Here is an 11,753-nt window from a genome sequence, read left to right as displayed (position 1 = left end):
GGAAACAAGTTCGCCACGAATGACCCACCCGCCAATCCCGGAAGACCTACGCCGTTTCGTCCTGACGAGCGTTCCTTCCGTGCCCTTCCTGGAAGCCTTGCTGCTGCTGCGCGCCGACCCCACCCAGCAGTGGGAAAGCGCCATGCTGGCCAGCCGGCTCTATATCCGTGAGCGCGTGGCGGGCCAGCTGCTGTCCGATTTATGCAAGGCGGGCATCGCGCAGCCCTGCGATCCGCCGGCCGCCCACTGTTATCGCTACGAGCCCGTGAGCGACGCCCTGCGCGAGCGGATCGATCGCCTGGCCGAGCTGTATGGCCGGCACCTGGTGGAGGTCACCCACCTGATCCACTCCAGCCTCGAGCGTCAGGCCCAGCAGTTTGCCGACGCCTTCCGACTACGCAAGGACGAATGAGCGGAAGACGTGGCCAGCTGGGCTGTATGCAATACACTAGACGCAATAGTCAGACATAAAATCAGACGCAATGAGCGGGCGCCAGGCGCCGACAAGAATAATGAGCATACCTTCGGGACGATGTGATATATGGGCGAAGTGATCTACACCCTTTGCATGCTGACCTCGCTGACGTGCGCCGTGCTGCTGTTCGCCAGCTACCGGCGCACGCGCCACCGCCTCGTGTTCTGGAGCGGCGCCTGCTTCACGGGCATGACCTTGAATAATTTGTTGCTGTTGTTGGACAAGGTCGTGTTCCCGACCCAGGTCGACTTGCTGTGGTGGCGTCTGGCCAGCGCGCTGGTGGCCTGCCTGCTCCTGCTGTACGGCCTGATCTACGAAAAGGACTGAGGCGATGACCCATCTGCTGGCCGGCGCGATCGCCATGGCTTCCATCACCATCGCCCTGTTCTTCTTGCGCTTCTGGCGCGCCAGCGGCGACCGTTTCTTCCTGTATTTCGCCCTGTCATTCGCGATCGAAGGGCTGCACCGCGTGTATGCGGTATTGCGCGACGGCGGCGGCGAGGATTCGCCGCTGCACTACCTGATCCGGTTATTGGCCTATGGCTTGATCTTGTGGGCCATCCTGGAAAAGAATCTGCCGCGCAAAAAGCGGGGCCCGTGAGCGCCCGCACGCCACGCTCGCGTGCGCCCGGCGCAGGGGCGCTGCGCCATAATCGGACCATGTCTACCATTTCATGGAGGTCCACATGAGCGCTCCCGATCACTCTGACCGCAAGCAGGACGTTCCGGTTCCCGCCGGAGGCCAGGACAACCGTTCCGACAACCTGTTGCCGGGCGACGAAGGCGCCGAAGACGGCCGCTTCGACGTGGCCGAAGAAGTGAACCTCGACCAGCATTCCGACGAGGCGCGCCGCATCGGCCAGGCGCCGTCGCAGGGCATCGCCGACGCCGTTCCCGAGGCGCTGCGCACGCCGGTGCCCTCGCAGCAGGTGCCGGACAAATCCTGACAGGGGGCGCCGGCGCACCGAAAAAGCGCAAAATCGTTGACATGGCCCGGCGACACACTTAGATTGCCGAAATAACCATAACCAATTTTCCGGGCCAAGATGTCCCTGACTGACACCATACCGCACGCCAGCCACAGGCGTGTTCTTTTCATCTGCAAGCGCGCGATCGACGACCCGATCGTCAACCAGGTCTCGCGCGAACTGGACCAGGCCATCGTGCGGGCGACCACCCAGTCCGACGGCCTGGAACAGGCCCGCAAGGGCGATTTCGCCCTGATCCTGGTCGGCTTTTCGGGCGACGCCGAGGGCATGCTCGACACCATTCGCGCGGTGCGCGCGAACCCGCGCTCCAGCCGCACGCCGATCGTGGCGCTCGGCCTGCCGCAACCCCTGCCCTTCCCCCAGGAATTGCTGTACGACGCCGGCGCCATCGCCGTGCTTACCGAACCGCTCTCCCCCACGATCCTGCGCGCCAAGGCGCGTTTCTACATCGAGGCCTTCAACAGCCAGGAAGAGCGGCAGCGGGCGGAGACGGCACTGGAGCAGACCCGTTCGCGCCTGGAACGCATCGTCGAGGCCGCCGAGCTTGGCATCTGGTCGTGGGACATCCTGCAAGACCGGGTCCGGGCCGACGCCCGCATGGCGGCGCTGTTCGGGGTTGCAGAGGAGCGGCGCCTGGACGCGCCGCTCGCCACCTACCTGGCGGCCTTCCATCCGGACGACATCGAACCGACGGTGGCGCAGATCAATGCCGCGATCGACGGCGAAGGCCTTTATGCCGCCACCTACCGCATCCGGGCGGACGCCGGCGGCTGGCGCTGGATGATCGCGCGCGGCCACGTCGAGTATGACGACCATGGCGCGCCGTGCGAGGTGCACGGGGTGGTCATGGACGCCACGCGCCAGCGCGAGGCCGAGCAGCAGCTGCGCGCCACCGAGGAGCGCTACCATACCGTGTTCGACTCGATCGACGAAGGCCTGTGCGTGATCGACATGATCTACGACAGTGAAGGCCAGCCCTGCGACTACCTGTTCGTCGAGGCCAATCCGGCCTTCGTCAAGCATACCGGCCTGCTCGATGCGGTGGGCAAGACGATCCGCCAGCTGGTGCCCAACCACGAGCAGCACTGGTTCGACACCTATGGCCGGGTGGCGCAAACCGGCGAGGCGGTGCGCTTCGAGAACGAGGCGCGCGGCCTGCACCGCTGGTACGACGTGCACGCGACGCGGCTGGGGCCGCCCGAACGGCGCCGGGTCGCGGTGCTGTTTACCGACATTACCGAACGGCGCCGCTCCGACGCCGCGCTGCGGCGCATGGCGGCCGACCTGTCCGAAGCCAACCGCCTCAAGACCGAGTTCCTGGCCACCCTGGCGCACGAACTGAGGAATCCGCTGGCGCCGATCCGCAGCGGGCTGCAGTTCATCCGGCGCTCGCCCGCCGACCGCGAGGCTGTCAGCCGCGTGCACGACATCATGGAGCGCCAGCTCGACCACCTGGTGAACCTGGTCGACGATCTGCTGGACGTGGCGCGCATCACGCGCGGCCAGGTCGAGCTGCGGCGCGAGCGGGTCGAGCTGGCGACGGTCCTGACGGCCGCGGTCGAGACCAGCATGCCGCTGATCGAGGCGGGGCGCCACGCTTTCGACCTGCGCCTCCCTGACGAAGCCCTGGTGCTCGACGCCGACCCGACCCGCCTGACCCAGGTGGTGAGCAATCTGCTGAACAATGCGGCGCGCTATACGCCCAAGGGCGGACGCATCGCGCTCGAGGCCAGGCGCGATGGTGACGAGGCGGTGGTGACGGTGACCGACAACGGAATCGGCATCGCGCCCGAGGCGCTGGAAGAGGTATTTCGCATGTTCACCCAGGTCGGGCAGGCGCAGCAGCCAGGATCCGGCGGGCTCGGCATCGGTTTGTCGCTGGTGCGCAGCCTGGTCGAGCTGCACGGCGGCAGCGTGAGCGCATCCAGCGCCGGCACCAATGCCGGCAGCGTCTTCACGGTGCGCCTGCCGCTGCTCGCCGCTGCACAGGCGGCGCTCGCGGACCAGGACGGGACGACCGGAACGACGCCCGAGGCCGCGCCGACGGGGCGCAGCGTGCTGGTGGTCGACGACAACCGCGACGCGGCCGAGACCCTGGCCGCCCTGCTCAATATGATGGGCCACCGCGCGCCGGTGGCCAACGACGGCCGCCAGGCGCTGCGCATGCTGCCCAGCCTGATGCCGGACGTGGTGTTCCTGGACCTCGGCATGCCGGGCATGTCCGGCTACGAGGTGGCGACGGCGATCCGGGAAGACGCCCGCCTGGCGGGCATCCGGCTGGTGGCGTTGACGGGATGGGGCGGCGAAGCCGACCGGGCCAGGACCAAGGCGGCGGGGTTCGACCAACACCTGACCAAGCCGGCGACGGTGGAGGCGATCGAGGAAGTGCTCAGGCGGGTATGACCCCGCCTGTGCGGGGACGACGTGTCAGGGGCCAGGCCGGGTTCAAGCGGCCTGGATCCAATCAGCCGACCTGGGCCACCGGCAGCGTGTCCGCCGGCGCACGCACCGCTTCCTGGCTGTTGGCGAAGAAGCGTTCGACCTTGTTGCCCGGGACGGCGTTGCCGATCAGCTCATGCATGCGGCTGGCGGTCAGGTCCCACGAGGTGCCGGCCACCACTTCGCGCATGCGTTGCACCATGGCCTGGCGCGCGTCGTCGCTCAGCGCCAGCTGGCGCTCGCAGGCGGCGATGAAGTCGCCGTGCGACTCGGCGATCTCCACCACGTCGCCATACGGCACCTTGACGTCGGTGATCGGGGTCGACACGCATGGCAGCTCGGCCGCCATGTACTCCAGCACCTTCGTCGGGCTGATGAACTTGGTCGAATCGTTCATGGCGAACGGCAACAGGCAGACGTCCCAGCCGGCCAGGAACTGCGGCAGCTGGTCATAGGTGCGCTGGCCCATGTAATGGACGTTCGGCTGCTTCGGCAGGGTCGCCGGGTCGATCTTGACGACCGGGCCGACCAGCACGATCTGCCAGTCCGGATGGGCGTCGGCCATGCTCGAGACCAGGTCGACGTCGAAGCGCTCGTCGATCACGCCGTAGAAGCCCAGGCGCGGATGCGCGATATGGGCCTGGTCCGGGTGCGAGATGGCGCGATCCTGTGCCTGGCGGAAGTGCTTGGCGTCGACGCTGCTCGAGAAGCAGTGGGCATTGGCGTGGCGGTCGCGTTTCGACTGGTACAGGCTCGGGCCGCCGGTGAAGACGACATCGGCGATGTTCAGCAGCGCGCTTTCGCGCTGCAGCAGCTGCTTCGGCGCATTCTTGAACATGGCCAGCTCGTCCATGCAGTCATAGATCACCTTGGACGGCTTGAAGACCTGCAGCAGCGGCAGCGCCATCGGGGTGTAGAACCAGACGATCGGGGCCTCGTCCTTGGGCACCAGGTTGGCCAGCAGCGCCTGCAGGGTCGGCAGCTGGTCGTCGTGGAAGCCGAACTGCTGGATCGGCGTGTGCGGACGGCAGACGGTGATGTTCGGTGCGACGTCGGTCTTTTCCAGACGTGCCTCGCCCTCGGTGTGCATCGGCTCTTCGATGAAGAGGATGTTGTAGTGTTCGGCCAGGCGGGTCATCAGGTGCTGGGGACGCTGGAACACGAAATCCCAGCGGAGGTGGCAAAACACGATCAGGGTCGGCATGTCGATTTCCTTTCGCCTCGGCGGCGTTCTAGTAGTTGGCAAGTAAAACCGGACCGGTCCCTCTCTCTCTCACAAGGCCGTGGCGGCGCCCGGGAAGCCGGTCTGACCACGGAATCGTATCATGCAATTTTCCTAATATTTTCAGTTGTGCAGAGCAACATTGCACCAGATGTAACTAAATATTGCCGCCCTACTGCTGGGCCTCATAGGGAGAGTCCGTCTGGGAGGCAATTTTTTGTAAGGGGCCTCCTACACCAACACAGGAAAATCCACTACGAAAAAACGGCAAAAACTTTACTGTTTGCACTGAAATCGGGGGCCGAAATCGCCGGTTTACCGCCCCGACGGCCGAAATCGGGGGGGGCGGGGCGTTGCGGACGGTTCGAAAACGGGGCGTCAGGCGGGGTGATAAGGCTCGGCGCCTTCGGCGTGCCCGTCGGCGCTGAACCCGGCGGCAATCGATACGCCCTCCAGGCCGAGCGCCAGTAGTGCATCGCACAATTCGTCCACCTCGGCGGCCAGGTCGGCGGCCAGGTCGACCGGCTTCTCGACGGTGCCCCACGGCTGGCCGCCGTCGAGCGCATACAGGTTGGCGCGCAGAACCACGTGCTCGCCCATGTCCAGCGGCGCCACCGCGGCGTGCACCGCGTCCGGCGCCAGGTCCTTGGCTGCCAGCAGGCGCTTGGCCTCGGCCAGCACGCCGAGCGTCGCCAGTTCGGCCACGCCCTGCTCCTTGGCGCCGTAGAACAGGTCCTGGTACAGGAAGTTCAGCTCCAGGCGGTCCGGCTCGCGCGCGAGGGCTCGCGCCACCAGCGGGGCCACCGCCTCGGTCCAGGCGCGGTAGCGTTCCATGCGCGCCGCGAAATAGGCGTCGCTGCCCGCTTCGTCCTGCGGGACCCGGTAGAACGGATCGTCGGCGCGCTTGAGCGAGAAGCCGAGCAGGAAGCGCAGCTCGAGCGCCGTCTCGTCGGGCGCCACCGGCTCGCCGGTCCAGCCGCGCATGCTGGCCTCGATGGTCGGCGCCGGCTGCAGCTTTTTTTCGAGCAGCGAAGCGGCGGCTTCGCGCAGCATCTGGTGCAGCGTGCCGTAGGCGATGTGATCGATCTCGGCCAGGTCGTAGGCATGCTGCAGCAGCACCACTTTCGCGCCCTTGCTGTCCAGGCCGTGCTCCTGGAAGCTGGCCGAGAGACGCTCGAAGGCCTCGGGGTCCTGGAAGTTCTCGCGCCCGTCCAGGCCGCCGCGGCTGCGCACGAACAGCGGCACCAGGAACGCGTCGATCTCGACTTCCGGACCGTCTTCGCGCCGGATGCGCAGGGTGGCGGCTTCTTCTTCCACGCGCGCGCGCAGCAGGCGGCAGGCTAGCGGATCGGTGTAGCGCGCCAGTTCGATGGCCTCGTACAGCACCTCGTCGTGCTTCTTGCGGATCGCCTTGCGCACCAGGCTGGCCAGGGCCTCGGCCTGTTCGTCGCCTTGCGCCGCTTCGTCCTCGCGCTCGGCGATCTCGAGGGCCATGTCGGCCATCAGCCGCGCCTGGGCATCGGTGTCGGGTTCGCGCGTGTTGTTCGAGGTGCGGGGTGCGGGACGCTTGTTCTTCGGCATAGTGTGGACAAAATAGATGGAGGTTCGAGCCGGCATGGTAACACCGCCGCGCGGCCCGGCGTAGCGCCGCGGGCTGCAAGCGACGTGTCCCGGTGTTATGCTTCGGGCAAAAAACGAATCCAGAAAGTCCCCATGCTCGAACGACTCTTCAAACTCAGCGAAAACAAGACCAACATCCGCACCGAGATGATGGCCGGACTAACCACCTTCCTGACGATGGTCTACATCATCTTCGTGAACCCCTCGATCCTGGGGGACGCCGGCATGCCGAAGGAATCGGTGTTCGTCGCCACCTGCCTGGTGGCCGCCGGCGGCACCGCCATCATGGGCCTGTACGCCAACTACCCGATCGCGATGGCGCCCGGCATGGGGCTCAACGCCTATTTCGCCTACGCCGTGGTGCTCGGCATGGGCATCCCGTGGCAGGCGGCGCTGGGCGCCGTGTTCATCTCGGGCTGCCTGTTCATCCTGGTCACCATGGTGGGCCTGCGCGCCATGATCGTGGACGGCATCCCACGCTCGATGCGGGTCGCGATCACGGTCGGCCTCGGCATGTTCCTGGCCCTGATCGCCCTCAAGAACGCGGGCATCGTGGTGGCCAACGAAGCCACCCTGGTCAAGGCCGGCGACCTGCACCAGCCGGCCGCGATCATGGCGATCGTCGGCTTCTTCGCCATCGTGGCGCTGGACCGCCTGCGCGTGCGCGGCGCGATCCTGATCGGCATCGTGCTGGTGACGGTGCTCAGCTTCTTCTTCGGCGGGAACACCTACCAGGGCCTGTTCTCGCTGCCGCCGTCGATCGAACCGACCTTGTTCCAGCTCGACATCCCGGGCGCCCTCGCCGCCGGCATCCTGAACGTGGTGCTGGTGTTCTTCCTGGTCGAGCTGTTCGACGCCACCGGCACCCTGATGGGCGTGGCGCGCCGCGCCGGCCTGCTGGTCGAGGGCAAGATGGACCGGATGAACAAGGCGCTGCTGGCCGACAGCGGCGCGATCGTCGCCGGCAGCGTGCTGGGCACCTCGAGCACCACCGCCTACCTGGAAAGCGCGTCCGGCGTGCAGGCCGGCGGGCGCACCGGCCTCACCGCCCTGACCGTGGCCGCGCTGTTCCTGGCCTGCCTGTTCATCGCGCCGCTGGCGGCCGTGGTGCCCGCCTACGCCACCGCGCCGGCGCTGCTGTTCGTGGCCTGCCTGATGCTGTCCGACCTGGGCGACGTCGAATGGGGCGACAGCACCGAGAGCATCCCGGCCGCCGTCACCGCCCTGGGCATGCCGTTCACCTATTCGATCGCCGAGGGCATCGCCTTCGGCTTCATCAGCTATGCGGTGCTCAAGCTGCTGACCGGCCGCGCGCGCGAGGTCAAGCCGGTGGTGTGGGTGATCGCGGCGCTGTTCGCTTTCAAGATCGTCTACGTCGGCACCTGAGTCGCTCGATAAAAGTGACCGGTCGTTCGCGCCGCTACTGACTAAACAAGCGCCCATTCATGCCCGATTGCATCGCATCGCGCTGTCTTTGCGTTACAATGTCCGCCAACTCGCGGCTATCACCACGGTCGCGCACGATCCACGAACGATGGGCCGGTCGCCCTGCGCATGCCACGCGGTACGGCGCAGCCCATGCGACCGCATAGATGCTGATGAAACCATTTTCGATCCTGGCGCTGGCCCTGGCCGGCCTCCCCGGTGTGGCGCTCGCCGCTCCGGACCTTCCGCAAGTCGGCGACGTCCATGCGCCGCTCACCGTTGCGATGCCGGCGATTCCCGACGGCGGCTGGTTCACCTCCGCCGAACTCGGCGCGATCACGACCTCGGGCAATACCAACGGCACCTCGGTCACGGGCAAGATCGACGCCCGTCACGAGACCGCGCGCTGGAGCCATGAATTCATCGCCAGCGGGTACTTCAAGGAAGACGAGTACGAGGACGAGTTCGGCGAGCCCGTGAAGAGCCGCTCGGCGCAGCGCTGGGCCACCTCGGCCAAGGCCTCGCTCAAGCTGCTGGGCGACGGCCGCCGCGCCTTCGTGCTGGCCACCCACACCGACGACCGGTTCGGCGCCTATCGCAAGTATTCGACGGTCGGCATCGGTTACGGCTCGCGCTGGTACACGGCGCCCGACAAGACGCTCGACGTCGAGATCGGTCCGGGTTACTCGGTCGGCAAGCGCGACAACGAGGAAGAAGAACGCGGCATGACGGTGCGCAGCGCGGCCCAGTTCCGCTGGCAGGTCAGCCCATCGGCCTTCTTCGCCCAGACCGTCAGCGTCGAGAAAGGCACCGGCAACACCCACTCGGTGGCCGAAACGTCGCTCAGCACCAAGATCAACGGCAGCATGCAGATGAAGGCCGGCTTCAGCGTGCGCAACGACAGCGACGTCCCGGAAGACAAGAAGAACACCGATACCCAGACCTCGCTGACGATGGTCTATTCGTTCTAGGCGTTCGTCACCCGCGCCAGGTCATCGCCTGGCGCATCTCGCGGACGCCGCGCGCCTCGATCCGGATGCGCTTCTGTCAGGCGCCACTCGAGTTCCATGGCGGCGTCATCGGCGTGCAGGAGCGTGAAGCCCAGCGCCTCGTACAGCCGGCGTGCGGCCAGGTTACCGCTGCGCACACGCAGCGTGACGCGCGCGCGTTCCTCCTGCAGCGCGCGCAGGATACACCGGGCAATGCCCTTGCGCCGCGCGGCCGGCGCCACCGACAGGTCCACCACGCGCAGCGCGCCGGCCTCTTCGGCCAGCACGATGCGCGCTACCGGGCGCTCCTCTTCGGTCACCAGCCAGGTCTCGAGCGCGGCGAAGCGCCGCGCATAATCGTCGAGCTGCATGGCGCGCTGGTGGCGCGCGATGCCCTCGATGACGCCACGCGGGACCGGCAGCGCGCCGAGGTCGGGACGGGAGTCGAGGTAGAGCGCCTCGAGGAAGGCCTCGTCGTCGGCCGCGGGAGCACGCGCCGCGAGGCGTCCGAAGCTGCGCCCGCTCACCTGGCGGGCGACGGCGCCAGGTCCCTGGCCAGCGCCAGGGCGGCCAGGCTGATGAGCGCCGCGCCGCTCAGATAATAGCCGACGTATTCCAGCCCGTGGTTCGTGGCCAGCCACAGGGCGATATAGGGCGCCACCGAGGCGCCGAGGATGCCGGCGAAGTTGAAGGTGAGCGAGGCGCCGGTGTAACGCACCTCGGGCGGGAACATCTCGGCCAGCAAGGTGCCGAGCGGGCCATAGGTGAAGCCGACCAGGCACATGCCGAGGACCATGAACAGGGTCACCGCGACCCAGCCGCCGGCGCCGAACAGCGGCCCGTACAGCAGGCCGAACACGGCGATCGCGGCGCTCACCAGCATCATCGCGCTGCGCCGTCCGCGGCGGTCGGCCAGCAGCGCCGACGGCGGAATCGTGAGCGCGAAGAACACCACCGCGAACAGCTGCAGCACCAGGAATTCCTGGCGCGTGTAGCCCAGCTGCGCGGTGCCCCAGCTCAGCGCGAACACCGTCATCAGGTAGAAGATGACGAAGGTCGACAAGGCGGTCAGGGTGCCGAGCAGCAGCGCGCGGCGGTGGTCGCGCAGCACCGCCACCATCGGCACCTTGACCCGCGCCTTCTGGTCCAGCACCTTTTGAAAGTCGGGCGTTTCGGTGATCTTCAGGCGGATGTACAGGCCCACCGCCACCAGCAGGGCGCTGGCCAGGAAGGGAATCCGCCAGCCCCAGGCGAAGAAGGCTTCGTCGCTCATCAGCTCGCCCAGCAGCAGGAACACGCCGCCCGACAGGAAGAAGCCGATCGGCGCGCCCAGCTGCGGGAACATGCCGTACCAGGCGCGCTTGCCCGGCGGCGCGTTCTCGGTGGCGAGCAGCACCGCCCCGCCCCATTCGCCGCCCAGGCCCAGGCCCTGGCCGAAGCGGCACAGCGCCAGCAGCAGCGGCGCCGCCACGCCGATCTGGGCATAGGTGGGCAAGAGGCCGATCAGGATGGTCGACAGGCCCATCGTGAGCAGGGCCGCGACCAGGGTCGCCTTGCGCCCGATGCGGTCGCCGAAGTGGCCGAACACGGCAGAGCCGACCGGCCGCGCGAAGAAGGCGATGGCGAAGGTCGCCAGCGACTGCAGCACGGCCGCGCCCGGGTCGGCGGCCGGGAAGAACAGGCGCGGAAACACCAGCACCGCGGCGGTGGCATAGATGTAGAAATCGTAGAACTCGATCGTGGTGCCGATCAGGCTTGCAAACAGGACGGTGCGGGGTTTGTTGCCCGCCGCTTGGCTTTCCAGCGTGGCTTCGCTCATGCACCCGCCTGGGCCAGGGCCTGGCGCACCGCGTCGGCGTCGACCGGACGCACCACGCGCGCGACTTCCTGGCCATCCTTGAGCACCACCACCGTCGGCCACAGCTTGATGCGGAACGAGCGGCCCAGCGGGCGGCCGGGGCCGTCCTCGACCCTGATGTGGCGGGCGGCCGGATAGTCGCCCAGCGCCTGGTCGATCAGCGGCTCGGCGGCGCGGCAATAGCCGCACCAGTTGGCGCCGAAGTCGAGGGCGACCAGGCCCTGGGTGGCGTCGATGGCGCTGCGTTCGGGTTGGTTGCTAGCGTAGGGGGCAGCCATGGAGTCTCCTGGTTTATTGCTATTCGAATACCGCAAGCGTACCTCAAAACGCGCCGCCTGGCATGCCGGCGCGCCAGGCCGCGCTCTTGCCTGCCCCGATCGCCCCCTAGCGTGTGGCACCTAACGGAACCTGGCTCCCGAGGCTGTCACCCTGTGACTCATCGTCTTATCAGGAGCACATCATGTCGGATGACTTGAACAAACGCGGTCAGCAGGACCGTTCCCGCATCAATATGCACGAGGAGCACGAGGTGCGTTACTGGACCGACGCGCTGGGCGTTACACGCGAGGAACTGCAGCGCGCCGTCGACCAGGTCGGCGTGAGCGCCAGCGCGGTGCGCGAACACCTCGGCCGCTGAACCGCTTCCCGTTCGATCGCGCGGACCAGCCGCCGGCCGGTCCGCGCTCTCTATTGCCCGTTCATTTCCCTACCCTTTGCACCCAGACATGGAGCACAC

General features: G+C 67.3%; 13 protein-coding genes. 8 read left to right on the top strand and 5 right to left on the bottom strand.

Going from position 1 to position 11,753, the window contains the following annotated elements; all coding sequences use genetic code 11:
* The first annotated feature begins 19 nt into the window (after nucleotides 1-19).
* The 5 genes from ABIB42_RS06680 (at nucleotide 20) to ABIB42_RS06660 (ending at nucleotide 3,867) form a co-directional block, all read left to right on the top strand.
* Entirely contained in the window at nucleotides 20-412 is a 393-nt protein-coding gene (locus tag ABIB42_RS06680; RefSeq protein WP_184236157.1) for a hypothetical protein, read from the top strand.
* Nucleotides 413-541: 129 nt separating this feature from the next.
* Nucleotides 542-802 (top strand): DUF5985 family protein, encoded by a 261-nt coding sequence (locus tag ABIB42_RS06675; RefSeq protein ID WP_184236155.1) that lies wholly within the window; start codon nucleotides 542-544, stop codon nucleotides 800-802.
* Nucleotides 803-806: 4 nt separating this feature from the next.
* A complete protein-coding gene (locus ABIB42_RS06670) occupies nucleotides 807-1,076 on the top strand; it encodes a DUF5985 family protein (RefSeq protein ID WP_219864142.1) in 270 nt (89 codons plus the stop codon).
* Nucleotides 1,077-1,161: 85 nt separating this feature from the next.
* Nucleotides 1,162-1,422 (top strand): hypothetical protein, encoded by a 261-nt coding sequence (locus tag ABIB42_RS06665; protein WP_005670796.1) that lies wholly within the window; start codon nucleotides 1,162-1,164, stop codon nucleotides 1,420-1,422.
* Between the two features lie 99 nt (nucleotides 1,423-1,521).
* Nucleotides 1,522-3,867 carry a hybrid sensor histidine kinase/response regulator gene (locus tag ABIB42_RS06660; protein WP_313634345.1) on the top strand — a complete coding sequence of 782 codons (2,346 nt, stop codon included), beginning with the start codon at nucleotides 1,522-1,524 and terminating at the stop codon, nucleotides 3,865-3,867.
* Nucleotides 3,868-3,928: 61 nt separating this feature from the next.
* Here ABIB42_RS06660 and ABIB42_RS06655 read toward each other — a convergent pair whose 3' ends face one another.
* Both ABIB42_RS06655 and ABIB42_RS06650 read right to left on the bottom strand, forming a co-directional pair.
* Nucleotides 3,929-5,107 (bottom strand): glycosyltransferase, encoded by a 1,179-nt coding sequence (locus tag ABIB42_RS06655; RefSeq protein ID WP_314442501.1) that lies wholly within the window; start codon nucleotides 5,105-5,107, stop codon nucleotides 3,929-3,931.
* Nucleotides 5,108-5,503: 396 nt separating this feature from the next.
* Complete coding sequence (locus ABIB42_RS06650) at nucleotides 5,504-6,742, bottom strand: hypothetical protein (RefSeq protein ID WP_429248108.1); 1,239 nt, start codon at nucleotides 6,740-6,742, stop codon at nucleotides 5,504-5,506.
* A gap of 96 nt (nucleotides 6,743-6,838) precedes the next feature.
* On the opposite strand from ABIB42_RS06650, the gene ABIB42_RS06645 reads away from it, so the two are divergent.
* Both ABIB42_RS06645 and ABIB42_RS06640 read left to right on the top strand, forming a co-directional pair.
* A complete protein-coding gene (locus ABIB42_RS06645) occupies nucleotides 6,839-8,131 on the top strand; it encodes an NCS2 family permease (protein ID WP_143054569.1) in 1,293 nt (430 codons plus the stop codon).
* Between the two features lie 206 nt (nucleotides 8,132-8,337).
* Nucleotides 8,338-9,141 (top strand): DUF481 domain-containing protein, encoded by an 804-nt coding sequence (locus ABIB42_RS06640; protein ID WP_005670787.1) that lies wholly within the window; start codon nucleotides 8,338-8,340, stop codon nucleotides 9,139-9,141.
* On the opposite strand, the gene ABIB42_RS06635 is transcribed toward ABIB42_RS06640, so the two are convergent.
* Genes ABIB42_RS06635 through ABIB42_RS06625 form a run of 3 tightly spaced genes read right to left on the bottom strand, consistent with a single transcriptional unit; the run spans nucleotide 9,138 to nucleotide 11,295 of the window.
* Nucleotides 9,138-9,686 (bottom strand): GNAT family N-acetyltransferase, encoded by a 549-nt coding sequence (locus ABIB42_RS06635; protein WP_184236139.1) that lies wholly within the window; start codon nucleotides 9,684-9,686, stop codon nucleotides 9,138-9,140. The genes ABIB42_RS06640 and ABIB42_RS06635 overlap by 4 nt on opposite strands.
* Nucleotides 9,683-10,978: an MFS transporter gene (locus ABIB42_RS06630; protein ID WP_429248107.1), complete on the bottom strand. Its 1,296-nt coding sequence runs from the start codon at nucleotides 10,976-10,978 to the stop codon at nucleotides 9,683-9,685. The genes ABIB42_RS06635 and ABIB42_RS06630 overlap by 4 nt, the downstream gene beginning before the upstream one ends.
* Nucleotides 10,975-11,295: a thioredoxin family protein gene (locus ABIB42_RS06625; protein WP_005670781.1), complete on the bottom strand. Its 321-nt coding sequence runs from the start codon at nucleotides 11,293-11,295 to the stop codon at nucleotides 10,975-10,977. Before ABIB42_RS06625 ends, ABIB42_RS06630 begins: the two co-directional genes overlap by 4 nt.
* Nucleotides 11,296-11,477: 182 nt before the next feature.
* Here ABIB42_RS06625 and ABIB42_RS06620 point away from each other — a divergent pair, with 182 nt between their 5' ends.
* Nucleotides 11,478-11,654, top strand: coding sequence for a DUF3606 domain-containing protein (locus ABIB42_RS06620; RefSeq protein WP_005670779.1), 177 nt, complete (start codon nucleotides 11,478-11,480; stop codon nucleotides 11,652-11,654).
* Nucleotides 11,655-11,753: the final 99 nt, after the last annotated feature.

Source organism: Massilia sp. UYP32 (genome assembly GCF_050434365.1).
Lineage (GTDB): Bacteria > Pseudomonadota > Gammaproteobacteria > Burkholderiales > Burkholderiaceae_D > Telluria > Telluria timonae.
This window is presented reverse-complemented; position numbering and strand designations above follow the sequence as displayed.

Excerpts from the sequence above, each read along its gene's own strand:
- ABIB42_RS06680 (WP_184236157.1), top strand. The coding sequence starts at position 20 with ATGACCCACCCGCCAATCCCGGAAGACCTACGCCGTTTCGTCCTGACG.
- ABIB42_RS06675 (WP_184236155.1), top strand. The coding sequence starts at position 542 with ATGGGCGAAGTGATCTACACCCTTTGCATGCTGACCTCGCTGACGTGC.
- ABIB42_RS06670 (WP_219864142.1), top strand. The coding sequence starts at position 807 with ATGACCCATCTGCTGGCCGGCGCGATCGCCATGGCTTCCATCACCATC.
- ABIB42_RS06665 (WP_005670796.1), top strand. The coding sequence starts at position 1,162 with ATGAGCGCTCCCGATCACTCTGACCGCAAGCAGGACGTTCCGGTTCCC.
- ABIB42_RS06660 (WP_313634345.1), top strand. The coding sequence starts at position 1,522 with ATGTCCCTGACTGACACCATACCGCACGCCAGCCACAGGCGTGTTCTT.
- ABIB42_RS06655 (WP_314442501.1), bottom strand. The coding sequence starts at position 5,107 with ATGCCGACCCTGATCGTGTTTTGCCACCTCCGCTGGGATTTCGTGTTC.
- ABIB42_RS06650 (WP_429248108.1), bottom strand. The coding sequence starts at position 6,742 with ATGCCGGCTCGAACCTCCATCTATTTTGTCCACACTATGCCGAAGAAC.
- ABIB42_RS06645 (WP_143054569.1), top strand. The coding sequence starts at position 6,839 with ATGCTCGAACGACTCTTCAAACTCAGCGAAAACAAGACCAACATCCGC.
- ABIB42_RS06640 (WP_005670787.1), top strand. The coding sequence starts at position 8,338 with ATGCTGATGAAACCATTTTCGATCCTGGCGCTGGCCCTGGCCGGCCTC.
- ABIB42_RS06630 (WP_429248107.1), bottom strand. The coding sequence starts at position 10,978 with ATGAGCGAAGCCACGCTGGAAAGCCAAGCGGCGGGCAACAAACCCCGC.
- ABIB42_RS06625 (WP_005670781.1), bottom strand. The coding sequence starts at position 11,295 with ATGGCTGCCCCCTACGCTAGCAACCAACCCGAACGCAGCGCCATCGAC.
- ABIB42_RS06620 (WP_005670779.1), top strand. The coding sequence starts at position 11,478 with ATGTCGGATGACTTGAACAAACGCGGTCAGCAGGACCGTTCCCGCATC.